The organism is Arthrobacter sp. Z4-13 (genome assembly GCF_054792705.1).
Genome location: NZ_CP096459.1, coordinates 2,203,135 through 2,224,794, shown reverse-complemented (window position 1 = coordinate 2,224,794; position 21,660 = coordinate 2,203,135). Strand labels below are relative to the sequence as shown.

Sequence of the window (21,660 nt, the reverse complement as noted above, 5' to 3'; positions counted from 1 at the left end):
CGGCTCCGGCGGCCAGCGTTGGCGCCGGTGTCATCTGGCGACATGCCTCCGGACCTTCTGCGGGCGGCTCCCGCTAGGGTGGTGCCATGACTCAGGACTTCCAGAAAAAGGCAGCTTTGGTAACCGGCGCAAGCAGCGGAATCGGGGAAGCAGCAGTCCGCGCCCTTGCCGCCCAAGGGTGGACAGTGTTTGCCGTGGCCCGCCGGGCAGAACGCCTTGCCGACCTCGAAGCCGAGACAGGCGCCGTCGCGATTCCTGCTGACATTTCCGAGGACGACGACGTGTCCCGGCTGGTTGCCCGGGTGACCGAAGCGGGGGGAATAGACACCCTGGTCAACATTGCCGGCGGAGCCAGGGGAGCGGACGCCATTGGCGACGCAAGCACGGAGGACTGGGAGTGGATGTACCGGGTCAACGTGCTGGGCACCATGAAGCTCACCCGCGCATTCCTGCCGATGCTCCGCGCCCACGGCGAAGGGACGGTACTGAACCTGACCTCTACGGCCGGGCTGTCAGCGTACGAGGGCGGGGGCGGTTACAACGCCGCGAAGTTCGCCCAGCATGCCATGACCGGGGCGTTGCGGCTCGAGGAAGTGGAAAACAATCTCCGCGTTATCGAAGTGGCCCCTGGCCTGGTTTACACCGAGGAATTCGCCTTGAACCGGCTGGGTGACCGGCAGGCTGCCGAAAAGGTCTACCAGGGAGTGGAGAAGCCGCTCACGGCAGAAGACGTGGCGGAGGTGGTCCGGTACGCCGTGACGGCGCCGCACCACGTCAACCTGGACCAGATTGTGATCCGGCCGGTGGCACAGGCGGCGAACCACAAACTGATCCGCAAGGGCTAGCGCTTCCCTTATTGGTGGCCCGGCCGTGGGAATAGTAGACTCGTAAGCGGCTACGACCCGGCTATCACCGGTGAGCTTCCGGAAGAACGCGCAAACCACCGGCAAGGGGGGAAGCGTCAGTAGAACCGGACGGGTAAGCCCGTCACAGCAGTAATGAGAGGCCGGAGCAGGCACGTTCCCCCGGGAACTGGCAGCGCCGGTAAGTGAGGTGGTACCGCGGTGAGCGTGTAGTCCGGCGGACAACACGGCAACCGTCCTCGCATCCTGAACGGAACTGAAAGGCGCAAGCCGGAAGTTCGCCAAGCTCAACCCAGGATGTCGAGAATGACGTATTACCCCAAGGCCTCTGCCTCCACCAGTGGCACCTCCTCCAGCGGTGCCGGCGTTTCCGCTTCCGTGAAGTTCCCGGAAATCGAAGAGCGCATCCTCAAGTACTGGGATCAGGACGGCACCTTCCAGGCCAGCATCGACCAGCGAAGTGCGGACGCCCCCGGCGGTGAACCCGGCAGCAACGAATTCGTTTTCTATGACGGCCCGCCGTTCGCCAACGGCCTGCCGCATTACGGCCACCTGCTGACCGGGTACGCGAAGGACCTCGTGGGCCGCTACCAGACCCAGCGCGGCAAGCGCGTGGAGCGCCGCTTCGGCTGGGACACCCATGGCCTGCCTGCGGAGCTGGAAGCCATGAAGCAGCTCGGCATGACGGACAAGACCCAGATCGAAGCCATGGGCATCGACAAGTTCAACGACGCCTGCCGCGCCTCTGTGATGAAGTACGCCGACGAATGGCGCAACTACGTCACGCGCCAGGCGCGCTGGGTGGACTTCGACAACGACTACAAGACCCTCAACGTTGAGTACATGGAGTCCGTCCTCTGGGCCTTCAAGCAGCTGCACGAAAAGGGCCTGACCTATAACGGCTACCGCGTGCTGCCCTACTGCTGGAAGGACGAGACGCCGCTGTCCAACCATGAGCTGCGCATGGACGACGACGTCTACAAGAACCGCCAGGACCAGACCGTAACGGTGACCTTTCCCATCACCGCAGGGGAGTCCAATCTGTCGCGGCAGCTGGCCGGCGTGCAGGCGCTCGCCTGGACCACCACGCCCTGGACGCTTCCCACCAACGCCGCGCTCGCCGTCGGGCCTTCCATCACCTATGCCGTGCTGCCGGCGGGGCCCAACGGGATCAAGGCCGCTTCCGCCGACGCACCGGTGAGCGGCAGTTTCCTGCTCGCCGCGGACCTGCTGGCCAGCTACGCCAAGGACCTGGGGTACGACGACTTCGACGCAGCACAGGCCGCCGTCGTATCCACCCACACCGGTACCGAGCTGGAAGGCCTGGCGTACCAGCCGCTGTGGCAGGACTTCGCCGACAACGAAAAGTACGGCATGGAGAATGCCTGGCGGATCCTCGTGGCCGACTACGTCACCACCACCGACGGCACCGGCATCGTCCACCAGGCTCCCGCGTACGGTGAAGATGACCAGAAGGTCTGCGAGGAAGCCGGCATCCCGGTAATCCTCTCCGTCGACGAGGGAGCGAAATTCCTCCCGCTGTTCAAGCACGGCGACCTGCATGACATCGTGGGCCTGCAGGTCTTCGAAGCCAACAAGCCCATCACGCAGGTGCTGCGGGCCCAGGGCCGCCTGGTCCGCCAGGCCAGCTATGAGCACAGCTACCCGCACTGCTGGCGGTGCCGCAACCCGCTGATCTACCGGGCAGTCTCCTCCTGGTACGTGGAGGTCACCAAGTTCAAGGACCGGATGTCCGAACTGAACCAGGAGATCAACTGGATCCCCGGCAACGTCAAGGACGGCCAGTTCGGCAAGTGGCTGGCCAACGCCCGCGACTGGTCCATCAGCCGCAACCGTTACTGGGGCAGTCCCATCCCCGTGTGGCAGTCCAGCGACCCTGAATACCCCCGCACCGACGTGTACGGCTCCCTGGCGGAGATCGAGGCGGACTTCGGGCGCCTGCCGCTGAACAACGACGGCCAGGTGGACCTGCACCGCCCGTTCATCGACGAACTGACCAGGCCCAACCCGGATGATCCCCGCACTCCGGCAGAGGGTCAGTCAGTGATGCGGCGCGTTGAGGACGTGCTGGACGTCTGGTTCGACTCCGGCTCCATGCCGTACGGCCAGGTGCACTACCCGTTCCAGAACGAAGCCTGGTTCGATACGCACAATCCGGCCGACTTCATCGTGGAGTACATTGGCCAGACCCGCGGCTGGTTCTACATGCTGCACATCCTGTCGACGGCACTGTTCGACCGGCCTGCGTTCCGCAACGTCATCAGCCACGGCATCGTGCTGGGCTCCGACGGGCAGAAAATGTCCAAGAGCCTGCGCAACTACCCGGACGTCTCCGAGGTGCTGGACCGCGACGGTTCCGACGCCATGCGCTGGTTCCTGATGTCCAGCCCCATCCTCCGCGGCGGCAACCTGGTGGTCACCGAGCAGGGAATCCGCGACGGCGTCCGCCAGGTCATCCTGCCGCTGTGGAACGTCTACAGCTTCTTCACGCTGTACACGAACGCCGCTTCCGGCGGCGCAGGGTATGACGCCAGGCTCCGCTACGACGGTTACGCCGACACGCTGGACCAGTACCTGCTGGCCAACACCGGCGAACTGGTCCGGAACATGACGGTGCAGCTGGACACCTACGACATCTCCGGCGCCTGCGACGAACTGCGCAGCTACCTGGACATGCTCACCAACTGGTACGTCCGCCGGAGCCGCCAGAGGTTCTTCGACGAGGACCAGGACGCCTTCGACGCCCTGTTCACCGCGCTGGAAACCGTCTCCCGCGTTGCAGCTTCCCTCTTGCCCCTGGTCTCCGAGGAAATCTGGCGCGGCCTTACCGGCGGCCGCTCAGTGCACCTGGCCGACTGGCCGGATGCCAACCTGTTCCCGGCCAACCCGGACCTGGTGGAGGCTATGGACAAGGTCCAGCAGATCTGTTCCAGCGGTTCCTCGCTCCGCAAGGCCGCAAACCTGCGCGTCCGCCTGCCGCTGCAGGAACTCACTGTGGTGGCACCCGGTGCCGATGCCCTGGAAGGCTTCGCCGCCGTCGTCGCCGATGAGCTCAACCTCCGCTCGGTGCGCCTGCTGGACGCGGCGACCGCCTCACCGGAGGAGTTCGGGATCCAGCAGAAGCTGGTGGTCAACGCACGTGCTGCCGGACCGCGCCTGGGCAAGAACGTGCAGCTGGCCATCAAGGGCTCGAAATCCGGTGACTGGTCGGTTTCCGACGCCGGTGTGGTCACCGCAGGCGGCCTCGAACTGGAACCGCAGGAATACACGCTGGAAACAGTGGTGGCAGAGAACGACGGCGGGTCCGCCTCCGTCGCAGTCTTGCCCACCGGCGGCTTCGTGGTCCTCAACACCGAGGTCACCCCCGAGCTGGAAGCCGAAGGCCTGGCCCGCGACATGGTCCGCGCCATCCAGCAGGCCCGCAAGGACGCCGGACTGAATGTCAGCGACCGGATCCGGACCTCCGTGACTGCCCAGCAGAACGTCGTCGACGCCCTGCTCGCCAACGCTGACCTGGTCAAGGGCGAGACCCTCACCGTAGACCTCAGGGCGGAACCCGCGGACATCGCAGAACCGGCTGTCGCCGTCGAAAAAGTAGAGGCGTAAACCATGACTGACGAATTTTCCGTAGAGAGCGTCTACGCCGAGCTGCTGGGCAGGGCGCCAGAAAACAAGATGGAGCCGCGGCTTGCCCCGCTGTTCCGGGCCATGGACATCCTGGGGGAGCCGAACAAGGCCTACCCGATCATCCACGTGACCGGGACCAACGGCAAGACCTCCACCGCCCGCATGATCGAATCGGTGCTGCGGGCCCACGGCCTGAGCACCGGACGGTACACCAGCCCGCACCTGACCAAAGTCACCGAACGGATCAGCATCGACGGCCATCCCGTCCCGGACGAGACCTTCGTCCGGATCTGGGACGAAATCCGGCCGTACCTGGAGATGGTCGACTCCGAGCTGGAGGCCGACGCGCAGCCACGCCTAACCTACTTTGAATGCCTCACTATTTTGGGCTTCGCGATTTTCGCGGACCAGCCCGTGAACGTGGCGGTCATCGAAGTGGGACTCGGCGGCATCACGGACGCAACCAATGTGGGGGACGGGCAGGTTTCGGTGATCACGCCCATTTCCCTGGACCACACGGACCTGCTGGGTGACACCACCGAAGACATCGCCCACGAAAAGGCCGGGATCATCAAGCCCGGCGGCTACCTCGTCAGCGCCGCCCAGCCCCTTGACGCCGCGCAGGTCCTGCTCGAGAAGGCCAAGGACGCCGGCGTGCCCTTCAAGTTCGAGGGGGTGGAGTTCGGTGTCGAATCCCGGACCGTGGCAGTTGGTGGCCAGATGGTCACCATCCAGGGCATCGCGGGCCGCTACCCGGATCTGCTGGTGCCGCTTCACGGTGCCCACCAGGCGCAGAACGCAGCCGTGGCTGTGGCAGCGCTGGAAGCGTTCTTCGGCGGCGACAAGGAACTTGGCTTCGAGGTGCTGCAGGAAGGCTTCGCGGAGGTTACTTCCCCTGGCCGGCTTGAGGTGGTGCGCACGGCACCCACCATTGTGGTTGACGCCGCCCACAACCCCGAGGGCGTCAAAGTCTCCGCGGCTGCCCTTCAGGAAGCCTTCACCTTCACCAGGCTTGTCCCGGTGGTTGGAATCCTCAAGGAAAAGGACGCCGAGGAGATCCTTCGCCAGCTCAAGGAGTCCTTCGGCGAGGTGGCCGAGGAGTTCTGCTTCACGCAGTCCAATTCTCCGCGCGCTGTTCCCGCTGCCGAACTTGCCGAGCTCGCCATCGACCTCGGCTTCGGCGAGGACAACGTCCACATCGAGGAGAAGCTCGACGACGCCCTGGAGTGGGCGGTGGAGCGCGCTGAAGCAAATGACGATCTTTCCGGCGGCGTGCTGGTGACGGGCTCGATCACACTGGTGGCCGAAGCCCGGATCCTGCTCGGAAAAACGGAGGCATAGCCAATGGCCAAGCTGACCAAAGCCCAGCGCGAATGGCGGCCGGGCATGCCCAGGAAGCGGCGCTCCACCAAGGTGATGTTCGCTTCCACCGTGTTGCTCCTTGAAGCCTTCGTGATGTTTTTCGCCACCCTCGCAGTATTCGGGTTGCGGCGCGGGGAGTTCCCGCCGGCACTGATCCTCGGCGTCGGCATCGGCCTGAGCGTGGTGATGATTGTGGCCTGCGCCTTCCTCACCAAGCCCTGGGGCATCGGACTCGGGTGGATCCTGCAGCTTGTCCTGATCCTCACCGGCATCTTCGAGCCCGCCATGTTCCTGGTCGGCGCCTTGTTCGCACTGGCCTGGTGGTATGGGATCCGCACCGGAATTCGATTGGACCGCGAAGCCGGTGAGCGGGCCCGCGAGCAGGCAGCGTGGGAAGCCGCCCATCCGGAGGAGTCCGCCGGGCCCGGCCAGCAGCCGCAGTCCCCGTAGACTTGAACCGAAACCCCTTACCAACGCATTGGAGCAGTTGTGACTACTGAGCGCACCCTCGTCCTGATCAAGCCCGACGGCGTCGCCCGCAACCTCACCGGCGCTGTGCTGGCCCGGATCGAAGCCAAGGGCTACACGCTGGCCGAATTGAAGAAGGTGGACGCCACCCGCGAACTGCTGGAGCAGCATTACGAGGAGCACGTGGGCAAGCCCTTCTACGAGCCCCTGGTGGAATTCATGCTCTCAGGCCCCGTGGTGGCAGCGATCTTCGAAGGCGACCGCGTCATCGAAGGCTTCCGCTCCCTCGCCGGAACCACCGACCCCACCACTGCAGCCCCCGGCACCATCCGCGGCGACTTCGGCCGCGACTGGGGCCTGAAGGTCCAGCAGAACCTGGTGCACGGCTCCGACTCCACCTATTCTGCTGAGCGTGAGATCAAGATCTGGTTCGAGGCATAGCCCGACATGACAGATAAGGCCGATGTTCTTCAAGAACATCGGCCTTATCTGTCATATCGCGAGGTTCATGGGCAGGCTTAGAAGCCCGAGGTGCCGGCGAAGACCTGGATGAAGGCGAAGAAGATGGTGGCGATGACCGCCACGTAGAGCAGCGCGGTGATGATCCAGCCGGAGTCGCCCAGGATGCGTGCTGCGTTCGCCGGCACGGGAATCACCCCGGCCGTAATGTTCCGGATGGTCACCCAGACGAACAGGGGAATCATGGCTGCCCAAACAATCATGCAGAGCGGGCAGAGGATATGGATGTCGTAGAGGGCCTGCGACCACAGCCACACCACAAAGATGAAACCGAGCGTGACTCCTGCCTGCAGGCCCGCCCAAAACCAGCGGGCGAAGGTCGCCCCGGCCAGTAGCGCCATGCCCACCGTGATGATGACGCCGAACGCCACGATGCCGATGAACATGTTCGGGAAGCCAAACAGCGAACTTTGCCACGTCTGCATCACCTGGCCGCATGAGATAAACGGATTCACGTCGCACACCGTGGTGTGGTTGGGGTCCTGAAGCACCGCAAGCTTTTCCAGGACCAGGGTTCCCGAGGCGAGCCAGCCGATGACACCTGTGATCACCAACAGCCAGCCGAAGGGCCGGTTCCGGGTCATCGGCGGGACAGCGGCTGCTGTCCTGCCGGCCGGGTCGCTGTCCTCGTTCAGGCTCCGTTCCTGGGCAGGGGTGCCGCTGAGGGGGGAGATGCTGGGCATTGGTGTGGCGTCCTTTTCATCCGGTGCTCCTAGCCTGATTGTAACGCCGGAGGCTGGAAGGACCGTCCAGATGAGTGGGACAGCCGCGGATACGGTGCTGCCTCCGGCGTGATTTAGTCCGGGTATGAGAGAATGAACATGGCTGGAAGCCGATCCACATTCGGACTCCGGTCCGGTGGCTTGTTCCCAAGACCGCCAATGACGAGCAGGGCAGGCGTGGGTCTCACCGACGCAGCCTCCCGCGGCTCCATTGAGCGGCACCTGGTTGTGGCACGTAGAACAACGGGTTTCAGAACATCCCGCCGGCCCCCACGGGCTGCCGCACCCCACTGCCGGTGCGAACCTGGGGGTATCCACTTGACTTCTGTCAACGCCTGCGGGTTTTGACAATATGTGCCCCAATGGGTGCCGGATGTGGCGGTACGTCAGGGGCAGGAGTGTTGCCACATATGGATAATGAACAAGTTATAGCTGTTAACGACGAAGCAGCGGCCGCGGAGGCAGACGCTGCCCCCAAGAAGGCCACGAGGACCCGCCGGAAGGCCGCCCCCAAGGCCGAGGCCATGATCCCGGAAACCGACCTCGCCGGAGCCGGCACCGCAGAAAGCGCCCCCGCCGACGTCGATGCTTCCGCGGCCGTTGCGGACGCGGCGGAATCCGCCGGACCGGAGGCCAAGGCTCCTGTCCGGCGGACGCGCGCCCGGAAGAAGCCAGAAACCGCTGAACCACTCCCGGCTTTCGCAGCAGATGCAGCACCGGAAGCAGCAGTATCCGGCCTGGATGCCACTACCGGCGCAGACGCTGATGCCAGCGCAGGTGCCGGCACTCCCGGGCTCCCGGCGGAGGAGCTTCCCGCCGCGGCGGCTGACACGAAGCCCGTCCGGCGCCGTCGCGTTGCCACCCGGAAAACCTCCGCACCGGCCGTCGAGACGGAAGCCGCAACGGCAGAACCTTCAACGGCTGAACCCGCGGCCGAAACGGCAAATGTCCAGGCAGCAACTGCTCCGGCTGACACCGTTGAGGCAGCAGCAGCAGCAACCCAGCAGGCATCAGCAGAGGCCCCTGCAGAAGAAGCTCCAGAGGAAGAAGCCCCTGCAGAAGCGGCTGCACAGGCGGCTTCCAAGGTTGAAGCGCCGCAGGCAGCAGCTTCCGGGGAGCAGGTGCCCTCGGCTCCTTCCAGCCCCTTCGGCTCCCTGTTCATGGAACCCGCTTCCCCCACCTCGGTACTCTTCCAGGCACCGGACCTGAGCACCGTGGTGCGCCCGGTTCCGGCCGCTGTGGAAGAAGCAGGAGAGGACGACGCCGATGAGGGCGATGCGGACGACGCCAACGGACGCCGCAGGCGCCGGGGCCGTGGCCGCCGCGGACGCAGCCGGATCGGTGAGCGGGAAGCCGATGCCGAACTCGACGACACCGAGGGTGTTGACGGCGAGGCATCGGACGACGCCGACGATGATTCTGCCGGGCAGGTCGAAGAAGGCGAGGGCGTAACGTCCCGCCGTCGTCGTCGCCGCCGCCGTGGTGACCAGGACCTTGAACTGACGGGCGGGGGAGACGACGATCCGCCCAACACGGTCACCCGCGTCCGCGCACCGCGCGCCGTGAGCGAACCGGCGGTCAGCAACCGCGTCACCAGCGTCAAGGGATCCACCCGCCTGGAGGCGAAGAAGCAGCGCCGGCGCGAGTCCCGTGACACCGGCCGCCGCCGTACTGTCATCACCGAGGCCGAGTTCCTGGCCCGCCGCGAGTCTGTTGACCGGCAGATGATTGTGCGCCAGCGCGATGACAGAATCCAGATCGCAGTCCTTGAAGACAGTGTCCTGGCCGAGCACTTCGTGTCAAAAACCCAGCAGGACTCCCTGATCGGCAACGTGTACCTGGGCAAGGTCCAGAACGTGCTGCCCTCCATGGAAGCCGCCTTCGTGGACATCGGCCGCGGCCGCAACGCCGTCCTCTACGCCGGTGAGGTGAACTGGGAAGCCGTCAACCTCGAGGGCAAGCAGCGCCGTATCGAAAACGCCCTCAAGTCCGGCGACACCGTTCTGGTCCAGGTGACCAAGGACCCCGTGGGACACAAGGGTGCCCGCCTGACCAGCCAGATCTCCCTGCCCGGCCGCTACCTGGTGTTCGTGCCCGGCGGCTCCATGACCGGCATCTCCCGCAAGTTGCCCGACGTCGAACGCAACCGCCTCAAGCGCATCCTCAAGGACCGCCTCCCCGAGCAGGCCGGCGTCATCGTCCGCACCGCCGCCGAGGGCGCTTCCGAGGAAGAGCTGACGCACGACATCAACCGGCTGCGCGCGCAGTGGGAAGGCATCGAAAGCCAGTCGAAGTCCACCAAGATCCTTGCCCCGGAGCTGCTCTACGGCGAACCGGACCTCACCATCAAGGTGGTCCGTGACGTCTTCAACGAGGACTTCTCCAAGCTGATCGTCTCCGGGGAGGAAGCCTGGGACACCATCGAGGCGTACGTTACCTACGTGGCGCCGGACCTGGTGGGCCGGCTCGAGAAGTGGACCAAGGACCAGGACATTTTCGCTGCCTGGCGCATCGACGAGCAGATCCACAAGGCGCTGGAACGGAAGGTCTTCCTGCCGTCCGGCGGTTCGCTGGTGATCGACCGTACCGAAGCCATGACCGTGGTGGACGTCAACACCGGCAAGTTCACCGGCAGCGGCGGCAACCTCGAAGAGACGGTGACCAAAAACAACCTCGAGGCTGCGGAAGAAGTGGTCCGCCAGCTCCGACTCCGCGATATCGGCGGCATCATCGTCATCGACTTCATCGACATGGTCCTCGAATCCAACCGCGACCTCGTTCTGCGGCGCATGGTGGAATGCCTGGGACGCGACCGCACCAAGCACCAGGTTGCCGAAGTGACGTCACTCGGCCTGGTGCAGATGACGCGTAAGCGGATGGGCACCGGGCTCCTGGAAGTATTCGGAGAGCAGTGCGAAACGTGCGCCGGCCGCGGCATGGTCACCCACGACGACCCCGTGGAGCACCGGCGGGCCAACATCGTGGCTGCCGAGCACCACGTCCAGCGGTCCGACAGCCGGCCCGAAGCCCGCAGCGAAAGCCACCGGACCGACGCCCAGCGCATCGACAGCAACCAGCCGGGCGCACGTCCGGACCGGAAGCGCCGGCGGGGCCGCGGCGGCCAGCAGCCTGAGGTTGCCCCGGCAGCTGCCGTGCACGTCCACACAGTTCAGCCCGACCCATCGGACGCTGAGCGGCACGCCAAGGCGGAGGCCACCCGGCTGGCCCTTGCCAACATTGCCGCCGCCGCGCATGCAGCCCACCTGCACGACGACGAAGTGGCGGCAGCCAGGCAGGCGGCCGCAGACCAGCCCGCTGCAGCCCCCGCTGCTGCAGCGGAGGCTGCAAAGCGCGACGACGAAGCGCGTCACGCTGCCGTGCTCACCTTCGGCGGTGAGAAAGTGGTGCTGCCGTTCGTTGAGCATGCTGAAGAGCAGCAGCAGAAGCCGGCCCTGACCCTGGACCGACTCGCCGAGGCGTTCGCCCACCTGGGCCAGCCCGCGGCCGCTGTTGCCCAGCCCGAGCAGGCAGAACCGGAGCAGGAGCCGGCGGGGCCCATGGAACCGGTGCAGCCCGCACAGGCACCTGCTGCGGCAGCTGCTGCAGCACCGGCGAAGGACTACACCGACCACACGCTGGAGCAGTCCCGGCAGCGGCGGCCGCGGCGCAACCGCAGTGCCAGCCGTGCCCAGGGGGCTGCCAACGAAACCACCGTGCAGCATCACGAAAGCGTGGCGGCGGCCAGCACGGGGCATACCCACGAGGCAAAGGCCCCGGTACCGGCCGGCACCGGGGGAGACACCGGAATTGAGAAGGCGGCAACAAAGCCCGCCGAGGCGCCCATCATCCTGGGTGTAGGGGTTCCGGCCTCGGAGCTCTAAGAGTCAGCAGCACGGAATGCCCGGCCAGCCACAGCAGTGGCCGGCCGGGCATTCCGTGTTTAACGCCAGTAAGTGCAGTGCGGCCGGAACCTAAAGCAGGACATCCCAAGGGCAGGGCTCCCGGTCGCAATGTGTCACCTTCGGCCTGTGTCCGGCAAAAAAGCTAGGCTGGGGAACTGACACGGGGTGCCGCGCAGAGAGCCGGCTGAGATACACACCCGTTGAACCTGTCCGGTTAGCACCGGCGAAGGGATGTCTCATGTCTGCGACTACTGTAATGCCCACTGCCATCCCGGCAACCTTCACTGCGGCAGCAACAATGCCTTGCCGGTCGGTACCCCGGGTCCTGTCCATCGCCGGCTCGGATCCTTCCGGCGGGGCCGGTATCCAGGCCGACCTGAAGAGCATCGCCGCGCTCGGGGGCTACGGGATGGCTGCCATCACTGCCCTTACCGCCCAGAACACGCGCGGGGTCCGGTCCGTTCATGTGCCCCCTGCAGCGTTCCTGGCTGAGCAGTTGGATGCGATCAGTGAGGACATCGGCATCGACGCCGTGAAAATCGGAATGCTGGGCAACGCAGACGTGATCGAGGCGGTGGGGGCGTGGCTCCGGAAGGTGCGCCCCGCCGTCGTGGTCCTGGACCCGGTGATGGTTGCCACCAGTGGTGACCGGCTCCTGCACGAGTCCGCGGAAGCGGCGCTGCGCAGGCTCCTGCCGCTGGCCCACCTTGTGACGCCCAACCTGGCGGAGCTCGCCATACTCGTTGGCGGGCAGTTGCAGGACAGCTGGGCCGGCGCATTGGAACAGGGCCGCGCGCTTGCCGCTGCCACCGGCGCAACGGTGCTGGTCAAGGGCGGCCACCTGGACGGCGAGGAGTGCCCGGATGCACTGGTCAACACCAAGGGCCTGCTGTCCAACGAAGTGGTGGTGGTGCCGGGGGAGCGGCTGAAAACGCGGAACAGCCACGGCACCGGCTGTTCACTGTCCTCCGCCATGGCAACCGCCCAAGCGCGGCGGGGGGACTGGGAAGCATCACTTCGGGAAGTCAAACCTTGGCTGGCCGGCGCACTGAGGGCATCCGAAACACTGGAAGTGGGAACGGGAAACGGGCCGGTACACCACTTCCACCACCTGCAGCCGCTGCCGTCCGAAGGCAGCTTCGCGGCACAACTGTGGGGTGAGGCGCAGCAGGACCTGGACGATATCTATGCCTTGGACTTCATCCGCAACCTGGCCTCGGGCAGCCTGCAGGAGCACGAGTTTGCCTACTACCTTGCGCAGGACGCCATCTACCTCAACGGGTATTCGCGGGTGCTGGCCAGGGCGAGTGCGTTGGCGCCCACCGAGGCAGAGCAGCTCTTCTGGGCTGCTTCTGCCGGGCAGTGCCTGGAAGTCGAGTCGGAGCTCCACCGCTCCTGGCTAAGCACGCGGACGGTCCAGCCCCGGCTGGGCCCCGTGACCAAGTCCTACGTGGACCACCTGACAGCGGCATCGGCGTCGGGCAGTTATGCGGTCCTGGCGGCGGCAGTCCTGCCCTGCTTCTGGCTGTACGCCGAGGTTGGTGTCACGCTCCACACCCAGTTCGTTGCCGCCGGTGAACCCTCGGCACATCCCTACGCGGACTGGCTGCGCACCTACGCCGACGAAGACTTCGCAGCTGCCACCCGCACTGCCATTGCCATCGTGGATGAAGCGGGGCGCAAGGCCTCCGCCGCGGACCGGGCCGCCATGGTCACGGCGTTTAAGCAGTCCTGCAGGCTGGAAGTGGACTTCTTCGACGCGCCGCGCCTCCATTCCTGACCACCTGCCGGCGGGCTGGCCGGTACTATGGTGGGGCACGGTGCGGACGCCGGAATTGAGCTGTGGTAGCTATCACAGTCAACCCGCCGGGACCAGCCTCATTTGCGGCCAAAGACAGAGTTAGCGTATTCTAGATCTTCGGTGCTTACGCCAACACTTGGGTTACGACCCCACGGCGTTGAGGCACAGCGAGAAGCCAGGCTTTTATTGGCCGGTTCCGCACGCAAATCTAGTAATAAACGTCGAGAGAAGTGAGTTCCCAAGTGGTGTACGCGATTGTCCGCGCAGGCGGCCGCCAAGAGAAGGTTTCCGTTGGAGACTTCGTTACCCTGAACCGCGTCGCCGGTGGAGCTGGCAGCACCATTCAGCTGCCCGCGCTGCTCCTGGTTGATGGTGACAAGATCACCACCGCCGCTGCTGACCTGGCCAAGGTAACCGTTACGGCTGAGATCCTGAACGACCTCCGTGGTCCGAAGATTGTGATCCAGAAGTTCAAGAACAAGACCGGTTACAAGAAGCGCCAGGGTCACCGCCAGGAACTGACCAAGGTCAAGATCACTGGTATCCAGTAACCTTCGTTACTGTTCAGGTTTTTCAGCAGATCCCCAGAATTTAGAGGCAGGCATTTCAAATGGCACATAAAAAGGGCGCGAGCTCCACTCGCAACGGTCGTGATTCCAACGCTCAGTACCTCGGCGTCAAGCGCTTCGGCGGCCAGGTTGTTTCCGCAGGCGAGATCATCGTCCGCCAGCGTGGCACCCACTTCCACCCGGGCGCCGGCGTTGGCCGTGGCGGCGACGACACCCTGTTCGCACTGACCCCGGGAGCCGTTGAATTCGGCACCCGCCGCGGTCGCCGCGTCGTCAACATCGTTGCTGCTGCAGCCGCAGAGTAACAAATATTTCTGAAGCGGTGGAGCGGGCCAGTTGGTCCGCTCCACTGTTCTTTTAACCGCATTACAATCGTCTTGGCGCCCGCGGCGTCCAGGAAACAGCACTGAGGAGATCCACGTGGCCAGCTTTGTAGACCGGGTAGTACTGCACGTATCCGGCGGTAACGGCGGCAACGGGTGCGTCTCCGTCCACCGTGAGAAGTTCAAGCCGCTGGGCGGTCCCGACGGCGGCGACGGCGGCAACGGCGGCGACGTGATCCTGCGCGTGGACCACCAGACCACCACCCTCCTTGACTACCACCACGCACCACACCGCCACGCCACCAACGGCGGTCCGGGCATGGGCGACTGGCGCGGCGGCAAGAACGGCGAGACGCTCATCCTCCCTGTCCCGGACGGCACAGTGGTCAAGTCCAAGGACGGCACCGTCCTCGCTGACCTGGTGGGCGAAGGCGCCCAGTACGTGGCAGCGGCCGGCGGCATCGGCGGCCTGGGCAATGCCGCGCTCTCGTCCCAGAAGCGGCGCGCCCCAGGTTTCGCCCTGCTGGGTATCGAAGGCGAATCCAGCGACATCGTGCTGGAACTGAAGTCGATCGCTGACATTGCCCTGGTGGGCTTCCCGTCCGCAGGCAAGTCCAGCCTCATCGCTGCCATGTCTGCGGCACGCCCCAAGATCGCCGACTATCCGTTCACCACGCTGGTTCCCAACCTGGGCGTCGTCCAGGCAGGTGATGTTCGCTTCACCATCGCCGACGTCCCGGGCCTCATCGAGGGCGCCAGTGAGGGCAAGGGCCTGGGCCACCACTTCCTGCGCCACGTGGAGCGCTGCGCCGCGCTGGTCCACGTCCTGGACTGCGGCACCCTTGAATCTGACCGCGATCCCCTTTCGGACCTGGCCATCATCGAGGCTGAGCTGGAAAAGTACGCCGTGGACATGAGCTATGCCGGCCAGGACGGCGACGTGGTTCCGCTGAACCACCGCCCCCGGTTGGTGGCTTTGAACAAGGTGGACCTGCCCGACGGTAAGGACATGGCTGATTTCGTGCGTCCGGAGCTTGAATCCCGCGGCTACCAGGTGTTCGAAGTGTCAGCCACAAGCCACGAGGGCCTGCGCCAGCTCGGCTTTGCCATGGCCGGGATCGTCAAAGCCGCGCGCGATGCCGTGGCAACCGCGCCGCCCAAGGTCCAGCCGGCCGTACTGCGGCCGCGTGCTGTCAACGAATCCGGATTCAAGATCCGCCGGGAGGAGAAGGGCCTCGAGCCGCTGTTCCGCGTCCTTGGTGAGAAGCCGGAGCGTTGGGTCAAACAGACGGACTTCACCAACGAGGAAGCCATCGGCTACCTGGCTGACCGCCTCGCCAAGCTGGGCGTGGAAACGGAACTGTTCAAGCAGGGCGCCAAGCCCGGCGATACCGTGGTCATCGGCGGGGACGACGGCGTCGTCTTCGACTGGGAGCCCACCATGATGGCAGGCGCGGAACTCCTGGCCTCGCCCCGTGGCACGGACATCCGCTTCGCCGATATCGGTGACCGCCCCACCCGTGGCCAGAAGCGCGAAGAGCAGCAGGAACGCAAGGATGCCAGGGCCGCCGCCCGGGCCGAGCTCGAAGCGGAACGCAAGGCCGGCATCTGGACCGAGTCCGTCAGCAGCCGCAGGGCGGCCAAGCCCCTCAAGGAGAGTGGACTGGACACAGGCGATGAGTTCTAGGGCAGCAGCCGCGGAACCGCTCACCCGGTCCGTGGACAGGAGCGTCCTCGCCAACGCCGGCCGCGTGGTGGTCAAGGTGGGGTCGTCGTCGCTGACAAGCATCAAGGGCGGCATTTCCGAAGAGTCGCTGACGGCCCTTGCGGACGCGTTGGCGGCCAAACGGAATGCGGGAACTGAGATCATCCTGGTCTCCTCCGGCGCCATCGCCGCCGGCCTGGCTCCGTTGGGCCTGGCCAAGCGTCCGCGGGACCTGGCCACCCAGCAGGCGGCCGCGAGCGTTGGGCAGGGCCTGCTGATGGCCCGCTACACGCAGGCGTTCGGTGCACACGGAGTGACGGTCAGCCAGGTCCTGCTTACCGCCGAGGACCTGATGCGGCGGAGCCAGCACACCAATGCCTTCCGGGCCCTGGACCGATTGCTCAACCTTGGCGTGGTTCCGGTGGTGAATGAAAACGACACGGTGGCCACGCACGAGATCCGGTTCGGCGACAATGACCGCCTCGCTGCCCTGGTGGCACACCTGGTACGGGCGGATGCGCTGGTGCTGCTGTCCGACGTCGACTCGCTGTACGACGGACCGCCGGCGCTCGGTGCAAAAAGGATTCCACTCGTTGAAGGCCCCCATGACCTGGAGGGCGTATCCATCGGTAAGGCCGGCAAAGCCGGCGTCGGTACCGGCGGGATGTTGACCAAGGTAGAGGCAGCAACCATTGCCGCCGGCTCGGGCATCCACGCCCTGGTCACGTCAACGCCAAACGCTGCTGCGGCGCTGAACGGCGAGGACGTGGGCACCTGGTTCACCGTCAATGGCGCACGGAAACCGGTCCGCCTGCTATGGCTGGCGCACGTGGCGTCCGTGCAGGGCCGCCTGGTCCTTGACGACGGCGCCGTGAAGGCTGTGCGCCATCACCGCACCTCGCTGCTGCCTGCCGGCATCTCCGCTGTGCATGGCGACTTCGAAGCGGGCGACGCCGTCGAGATCGCCAGTGCCGACGGCGCCGTGGTGGCCCGCGGACTGGTGAACTACTCGTCCGCCGAGCTGCCGCAGATGCTGGGCAGGTCCACCAGGGACCTCGGAGAGGCGCTGGGCAGCGGCTATGACCGCGAAGTTGTTCATGTGGATGACCTCGTGCTGGTTTGAGCCCCGGGCTCGCCTAAACTTGGAACATGACTGAGGCCCTGATCCACAAGACCGCTGAAAACTCCGGAGACACCGCTGCGCCCGCCAGCCTGCCGCCCGTCGAGTCACCTGCAGCATCGGTCCCGGCTGAGGTTCCGCTTTCTTCCGATGACGTCGAAGCAGCAGTCCATGCCATCGCAGACCGTTCCCGCCACGCAGCGCGCCGGATGGCCATGGCGAACCGGGCCTGGAAGGACCGTGCCCTTCGAGCCGTCGGTGCTGCCCTGCAGGAGGGCACTGCCGCCATCCTGTCCGCGAACGCCACGGACGTGGCAGCAGGAAAGGCGAACGGCACCTCGGCCGCCATGCTGGACCGGCTCACATTGACCGAAACCCGGATCGCTGGACTCGTGGCAGCCCTCGAGAACCTTGCCGGCCTGCCGGACCCCGTGGGCAACGTGGTCCGCGGGCAAACCCTCCCCAACGGGCGGCAGGTCAACGTCCCCATGGGCGTGGTGGCTGCCATCTACGAGGCACGGCCGAATGTCACCGTGGATATCGCCGGGCTTGCCCTCAAGAGCGGCAACGCCGTGATCCTGCGCGGCGGCAGTGCGGCCCAGGCCACCAACGAAGTCCTGGTGCGTATCCTGCGCGAAGCCCTCGAAGCGGTTGGACTGCCTGCCGACGCCGTCCAGACCGTTGACCAGTACGGCCGCGCCGGCGCCAACGTCCTGATGCGCGCCCGCGGCAGGGTGGACGTGCTGATTCCCCGCGGCGGCCGTGAGCTCATCCAGACAGTGGTCACCAACTCCGCCGTTCCCGTGATCGAGACGGGGGAGGGGAACGTCCACATCTTCATTGACGAATCCGCCAAGGAGGACATGGCCGTGGAAATCCTCCTTAATGCCAAGACGCAGCGGCCCAGCGTGTGCAACACCGTCGAGACCCTGCTGGTCCACTCCGGCTCAACGGTATTGCCCGCCGTTGCCGCAGCCCTGAGCAAGGCCGGCGTCCGGCTGCACGCGGACGAGCGTGTCCGCGCTTCCCTTCCCGCTTCGATTGAGTCCGAACCGGCTACTGACGAGGACTGGGGCACCGAGTACATGGACCTCGACCTCGCTGTTGCCATGGTGGACAGCCTGGACGAGGCCGTCAAGCACATCCGCACCTGGTCAACGGGGCACACCGAGGCGATCCTCACCAACGACCTCGCCAACGCCGAGCGGTTCATCGCCGAAGTGGATTCCGCAGCCGTCATCGTCAACGCCTCCACCAGGTTCACCGACGGCGGCGAACTCGGCCTTGGCGCCGAGGTGGGGATTTCCACCCAGAAGCTGCACGCGCGCGGTCCGATGGGCCTGACCGAACTCACCACCACCAAGTGGATCGTGCAGGGCGAGGGCCAGGTCCGCGGGTAGCAACGCGGTAACATAGACCAGAAGTCAGAAACGGCGGAGCTTTCCGCTGCCACAATCGTTTGAAACCAAGGGGAGAAAATGCTGTTCCAGCAGATTGCCACCACCATCGCCGAAGGCGAAGAACACGAACTCGCCCCGCTGTGGGCTGAGCCGTGGGTCTTCGGAGTGGTGATCTTCGCCATCCTGCTGGTGATGATGTTTATCACGCTGTCCTACTCCAACCTTGGCAAGCGCCACGCCGCCACCGAGGAGCACGCGGATCCGCACCGCCAGCACCCCAACAAGCACGATCACGGGCAGGGCCACTAACATTTCCCGCGTTCTTCACCACAACGGTGCCAACGGCCGGCTGCGCCTGGGCGTGATGGGCGGGACGTTTGATCCCATCCATCACGGCCACCTGGTGGCAGCCAGTGAGGTGGCTGCCGAGTTCGACCTGGACGAGGTGGTTTTTGTTCCCACCGGCCAGCCGTGGCAAAAGTCCCACAAACAGGTCAGCGAGCCCGAGCACCGCTACCTTATGACTGTTATCGCCACGGCCTCCAACCCGCGGTTTACGGTCAGCAGGGTGGACGTTGACCGACCTGGCCGCACGTACACCATCGATACCCTGCGGGACCTCCGGGCCCAGCGCCCGGACGCTGATCTCTTCTTCATCACCGGGGCCGATGCGATGGCGCAGATCCTCTCCTGGAAGGACATCGACGAGCTGTGGTCACTGGCCCACTTCGTCGGAGTGACCAGGCCGGGGCACGTGCTGGACGGCATGGGCCGGAAAGACGTCAGCCTCCTGGAGGTGCCCGCAATGGCCATCTCATCCACGGACTGCCGTGCCCGCGTGGCCGCGAACAACCCTGTGTGGTACCTAGTGCCCGACGGCGTTGTCCAGTACATCGCCAAGTACGGCCTCTACCTGGACCCCGCGGCAGGTACCGATACTCAAACCTCCGAAGCAAGCGAACCAGCCAGCACTGAATGAGTTCTCTATGAGTCAGGAACAGCCCCCCATCCGCAGCCGCCGGGAACTCCGGCAGGCCAGGGACGCGCAACAGCCATCCGTGTCCACAGCCACGGATGAGGTTTGGCCTGCCCCAAAGACTCCGGCCGCAAACCGTCCTGCCCCGTTCACTGCACCGGCCGCCCCTGAACAGACGCACACCCAGCGTTCCTCCCAGATCCGGGCGCGGGACCGTGCCGCGCTGCGCACCATCAAGGAGCTGGAGGAAAAAGAGGGCCAGCTGGCAGCAGGAGGCCCGCCCACGCGGCGCCAACTGCGCCTGCAGCAGCTCAAGGAGCAGGCGCTTACCGCTGCCAACCCGATCGTTGCCCCGGCCGGACCCGTTGATCCGGAAGCCAAGAGCGCCGCGCTACCGGCCTCCCGGGAGAACACGGCGGGGGAGCCGGCCCCTCAAGTGCCAAAGGGTGTGCCTTCCCTGGGTACTGCGCCTGTCCGAAGCGCGCCTTCCCCGAGTGCTGCGCCTGCTCAGAACAGCGCGCCCTCCCCAATGTCGGCAGCTCCGAATGGGATGACCGTCGAGCAGGCTTTGGCAGCAAGGTCGCTGATCGCCGAGCAGGCCAAGAACCAGATCGCGAAGATGCAGCACATCGCTTCCCTGGATCCGGAAGCCGTGGATCCGGAGATCCTGGCGGAGCAGATTGCCCTGGCGGAACGTGCGGCTGTGATGAACCGGCGGGCCCTGGCCAAGCAGAAGCTTGCCGAGCAGACCGGCGTACCTGCCCCCGCCGCCGAGCCATCGTCCGCCCCGGAAGCAGCAGGCCAGCCGGTCCCTGCCCCCCGGCAGCAGGGACCGAAGTCGCCACACGTTCCGGCGCAGCGGCCGGCCCCCTCCACCGCCAGCAACCTGGCCATGGTCACGCCGCTTGAGTTCGTCCAGGTGCCAGGCGTCGACCGGCCGGTAATGAAGCCGCCGGCAACGAGCCACGTTCCGGTCACCACCCGCCCAGGTACAAAAGTTCCGGCGGGCACCAAAAAGCGGCGCCCGGCCGGCGGTGAACGGCCGGCCACGTCCGACGCCGCATCCGGCCGTTCGCAGGTGATTGCCCGGGCCGAGGCTGCTGCCAAGGCTGCCGTCAGGCCCAAGCCGGCTGTGCTGGCGCCGGCAGTGGTGGCGGAGAACCACACCGAGGAGGCATTCGAGGATCTGCCCCGGGTCCCGGCCCGGCAGGCCCACGGACTGGATCCGCTGGACGCCGCGACGGCCGGCCTGGCCCGTGCCACCCGGAACCGCGTCCTCCAGCTGTGTGTCCTCGCCTTCGGGATTCTGGCCCTCGTCGCCGGCATCTTCCTGATCATCAGCGGAATGTCCCGCTAACCGGCACTGCCGGCACCCATACTTTCTAAACCAACAAGGAGTCCCGTGACTGCATCAGATTCATCCATCATCACAGCCCGCACCGCCGCCAAGGCAGCTGCGGACAAGATTGCCCAGGACATTGTGGCCCTGGACGTGAGCGAACGCCTCGCCCTGGCAGACGTATTCCTTATTGCCTCCGCCCCCAGCGAGCGGCAGGTCAACGCCATCGTTGACGGTATCGAAGAAGAACTGGCCAAGCAGGATTTGCGGCCCATCCGGCGCGAGGGCCGCTCGGGCGGCCGGTGGGTCCTGCTCGACTACTCGGACATCGTCATCCACGTCCAGCATGAAGAAGACCGCGTCTTCTACGCGCTGGAACGCCTGTGGAAGGACTGCCCCGTAGTGGACCTCCAGCTGGGCGACGACACCTCAGCCAAGGCTGCCGCCTCCACCGACACGGAGTAAAGGCGTCAACCAAGCCAAATATGCCCGATTTGGAATTTTCGGAATTGCTGTTCTAAGATATTTGAGTTGCTTCGGGGAAACCCGAAAGAAAAGCTCGTTGAGCGGCAATAATTCGGGGCTGTGGCGCAGCTGGTAGCGCACCTGCATGGCATGCAGGGGGTCAGGGGTTCGAGTCCCCTCAGCTCCACCGACAATCCGCCGGAATCATCAGATTCCGGCGGATTTTTATTTCCAGGAACCAGGCGTATCCGGCGGTAGTGCCGCGAACGAAGACGAGAGAACGCGCCGATTGGCGCACGGGACGAAAGTGCATTAAGCTGATCAGGTTGCTTCGGCGGGAGATCCTCCCACTGCAGCAAAGTCCGGGGCTGTGGCGCAGCTGGTAGCGCACCTGCATGGCATGCAGGGGGTCAGGGGTTCGAGTCCCCTCAGCTCCACCGGTCATCCTCCTTGCCGGAGGAAGAAAAAAGGAACCATC

Annotated in this window: 17 protein-coding genes, 2 tRNA genes and 1 riboswitch; of the genes, 18 read left to right on the top strand and 1 reads right to left on the bottom strand. The window is 65.5% G+C overall.

Features of this window, described 5'->3' with window-relative positions; translation table 11 throughout:
- The first annotated feature begins 86 nt into the window (after positions 1 to 86).
- The 5 genes from M1E07_RS12020 (at position 87) to ndk (ending at position 6,782) form a co-directional block, all read left to right on the top strand.
- Positions 87 to 845, top strand: coding sequence for an SDR family oxidoreductase (locus M1E07_RS12020; RefSeq protein ID WP_461186931.1), 759 nt, complete (start codon positions 87 to 89; stop codon positions 843 to 845).
- Between the two features lie 324 nt (positions 846 to 1,169).
- The gene (gene ileS, locus M1E07_RS12015) at positions 1,170 to 4,490 is read left to right on the top strand and encodes an isoleucine--tRNA ligase (RefSeq protein WP_461186930.1); all 3,321 of its coding nucleotides are present in this window, start codon (positions 1,170 to 1,172) and stop codon (positions 4,488 to 4,490) included.
- A gap of 3 nt (positions 4,491 to 4,493) precedes the next feature.
- Positions 4,494 to 5,852: a bifunctional folylpolyglutamate synthase/dihydrofolate synthase gene (locus M1E07_RS12010; protein WP_461186929.1), complete on the top strand. Its 1,359-nt coding sequence runs from the start codon at positions 4,494 to 4,496 to the stop codon at positions 5,850 to 5,852.
- 3 nt (positions 5,853 to 5,855) lie between these two features.
- The gene (locus M1E07_RS12005) at positions 5,856 to 6,323 is read left to right on the top strand and encodes a DUF4233 domain-containing protein (protein WP_461186928.1); all 468 of its coding nucleotides are present in this window, start codon (positions 5,856 to 5,858) and stop codon (positions 6,321 to 6,323) included.
- A gap of 39 nt (positions 6,324 to 6,362) precedes the next feature.
- The gene (ndk, locus tag M1E07_RS12000; protein ID WP_461186927.1) at positions 6,363 to 6,782 is read left to right on the top strand and encodes a nucleoside-diphosphate kinase; all 420 of its coding nucleotides are present in this window, start codon (positions 6,363 to 6,365) and stop codon (positions 6,780 to 6,782) included.
- A 77-nt stretch (positions 6,783 to 6,859) separates the two neighbouring features.
- On the opposite strand, the gene M1E07_RS11995 is transcribed toward ndk, so the two are convergent.
- Entirely contained in the window at positions 6,860 to 7,543 is a 684-nt protein-coding gene (locus M1E07_RS11995; RefSeq protein ID WP_461186926.1) for a vitamin K epoxide reductase family protein, read from the bottom strand.
- A gap of 449 nt (positions 7,544 to 7,992) precedes the next feature.
- Between M1E07_RS11995 and M1E07_RS11990 the strand changes: the two genes are divergently transcribed.
- The 13 genes from M1E07_RS11990 (at position 7,993) to M1E07_RS11930 (ending at position 21,619) form a co-directional block, all read left to right on the top strand.
- Positions 7,993 to 11,463: an Rne/Rng family ribonuclease gene (locus tag M1E07_RS11990; RefSeq protein ID WP_461186925.1), complete on the top strand. Its 3,471-nt coding sequence runs from the start codon at positions 7,993 to 7,995 to the stop codon at positions 11,461 to 11,463.
- Between the two features lie 172 nt (positions 11,464 to 11,635).
- A riboswitch (TPP riboswitch) is annotated at positions 11,636 to 11,733 on the top strand.
- Positions 11,734 to 11,740: 7 nt separating this feature from the next.
- Positions 11,741 to 13,264, top strand: a complete 1,524-nt coding sequence (thiD, locus tag M1E07_RS11985; RefSeq protein WP_461190388.1) for a bifunctional hydroxymethylpyrimidine kinase/phosphomethylpyrimidine kinase — start codon at positions 11,741 to 11,743, stop codon at positions 13,262 to 13,264.
- 263 nt (positions 13,265 to 13,527) lie between these two features.
- Positions 13,528 to 13,836: a 50S ribosomal protein L21 gene (gene rplU, locus M1E07_RS11980; RefSeq protein WP_091422877.1), complete on the top strand. Its 309-nt coding sequence runs from the start codon at positions 13,528 to 13,530 to the stop codon at positions 13,834 to 13,836.
- Between the two features lie 59 nt (positions 13,837 to 13,895).
- Positions 13,896 to 14,159, top strand: a complete 264-nt coding sequence (gene rpmA, locus M1E07_RS11975) for a 50S ribosomal protein L27 (RefSeq protein WP_009372867.1) — start codon at positions 13,896 to 13,898, stop codon at positions 14,157 to 14,159.
- Positions 14,160 to 14,274: 115 nt separating this feature from the next.
- The gene (gene obgE, locus M1E07_RS11970) at positions 14,275 to 15,864 is read left to right on the top strand and encodes a GTPase ObgE (RefSeq protein WP_461186924.1); all 1,590 of its coding nucleotides are present in this window, start codon (positions 14,275 to 14,277) and stop codon (positions 15,862 to 15,864) included.
- A complete protein-coding gene (proB, locus tag M1E07_RS11965) occupies positions 15,854 to 17,005 on the top strand; it encodes a glutamate 5-kinase (protein WP_461186923.1) in 1,152 nt (383 codons plus the stop codon). Before obgE ends, proB begins: the two co-directional genes overlap by 11 nt.
- A gap of 26 nt (positions 17,006 to 17,031) precedes the next feature.
- Positions 17,032 to 18,402: a glutamate-5-semialdehyde dehydrogenase gene (locus M1E07_RS11960; protein ID WP_461186922.1), complete on the top strand. Its 1,371-nt coding sequence runs from the start codon at positions 17,032 to 17,034 to the stop codon at positions 18,400 to 18,402.
- 78 nt (positions 18,403 to 18,480) lie between these two features.
- Positions 18,481 to 18,711: a hypothetical protein gene (locus tag M1E07_RS11955; RefSeq protein WP_163164071.1), complete on the top strand. Its 231-nt coding sequence runs from the start codon at positions 18,481 to 18,483 to the stop codon at positions 18,709 to 18,711.
- A gap of 1 nt (position 18,712) precedes the next feature.
- Complete coding sequence (gene nadD / locus M1E07_RS11950) at positions 18,713 to 19,381, top strand: nicotinate-nucleotide adenylyltransferase (RefSeq protein WP_461190387.1); 669 nt, start codon at positions 18,713 to 18,715, stop codon at positions 19,379 to 19,381.
- Between the two features lie 7 nt (positions 19,382 to 19,388).
- Positions 19,389 to 20,735 carry a hypothetical protein gene (locus M1E07_RS11945; protein ID WP_461186921.1) on the top strand — a complete coding sequence of 449 codons (1,347 nt, stop codon included), beginning with the start codon at positions 19,389 to 19,391 and terminating at the stop codon, positions 20,733 to 20,735.
- Between the two features lie 45 nt (positions 20,736 to 20,780).
- Complete coding sequence (gene rsfS / locus M1E07_RS11940; protein WP_461186920.1) at positions 20,781 to 21,182, top strand: ribosome silencing factor; 402 nt, start codon at positions 20,781 to 20,783, stop codon at positions 21,180 to 21,182.
- 114 nt (positions 21,183 to 21,296) lie between these two features.
- Positions 21,297 to 21,369 (top strand) — tRNA-Ala (locus M1E07_RS11935).
- 177 nt (positions 21,370 to 21,546) lie between these two features.
- Positions 21,547 to 21,619 (top strand) — tRNA-Ala (locus M1E07_RS11930).
- Positions 21,620 to 21,660: the final 41 nt, after the last annotated feature.

What these genes read in the sequence shown, in the direction of transcription:
- M1E07_RS12020 (WP_461186931.1), top strand. Translation starts at nt 87, where the DNA reads ATGACTCAGGACTTCCAGAAAAAGGCAGCTTTGGTAACCGGCGCAAGC.
- ileS (WP_461186930.1), top strand. Translation starts at nt 1,170, where the DNA reads ATGACGTATTACCCCAAGGCCTCTGCCTCCACCAGTGGCACCTCCTCC.
- M1E07_RS12010 (WP_461186929.1), top strand. Translation starts at nt 4,494, where the DNA reads ATGACTGACGAATTTTCCGTAGAGAGCGTCTACGCCGAGCTGCTGGGC.
- M1E07_RS12005 (WP_461186928.1), top strand. Translation starts at nt 5,856, where the DNA reads ATGGCCAAGCTGACCAAAGCCCAGCGCGAATGGCGGCCGGGCATGCCC.
- M1E07_RS11995 (WP_461186926.1), bottom strand. Translation starts at nt 7,543, where the DNA reads ATGCCCAGCATCTCCCCCCTCAGCGGCACCCCTGCCCAGGAACGGAGC.
- M1E07_RS11990 (WP_461186925.1), top strand. Translation starts at nt 7,993, where the DNA reads ATGGATAATGAACAAGTTATAGCTGTTAACGACGAAGCAGCGGCCGCG.
- thiD (WP_461190388.1), top strand. Translation starts at nt 11,741, where the DNA reads ATGCCCACTGCCATCCCGGCAACCTTCACTGCGGCAGCAACAATGCCT.
- rpmA (WP_009372867.1), top strand. Translation starts at nt 13,896, where the DNA reads ATGGCACATAAAAAGGGCGCGAGCTCCACTCGCAACGGTCGTGATTCC.
- proB (WP_461186923.1), top strand. Translation starts at nt 15,854, where the DNA reads ATGAGTTCTAGGGCAGCAGCCGCGGAACCGCTCACCCGGTCCGTGGAC.
- M1E07_RS11960 (WP_461186922.1), top strand. Translation starts at nt 17,032, where the DNA reads ATGACTGAGGCCCTGATCCACAAGACCGCTGAAAACTCCGGAGACACC.
- M1E07_RS11955 (WP_163164071.1), top strand. Translation starts at nt 18,481, where the DNA reads ATGCTGTTCCAGCAGATTGCCACCACCATCGCCGAAGGCGAAGAACAC.
- M1E07_RS11945 (WP_461186921.1), top strand. Translation starts at nt 19,389, where the DNA reads ATGAGTCAGGAACAGCCCCCCATCCGCAGCCGCCGGGAACTCCGGCAG.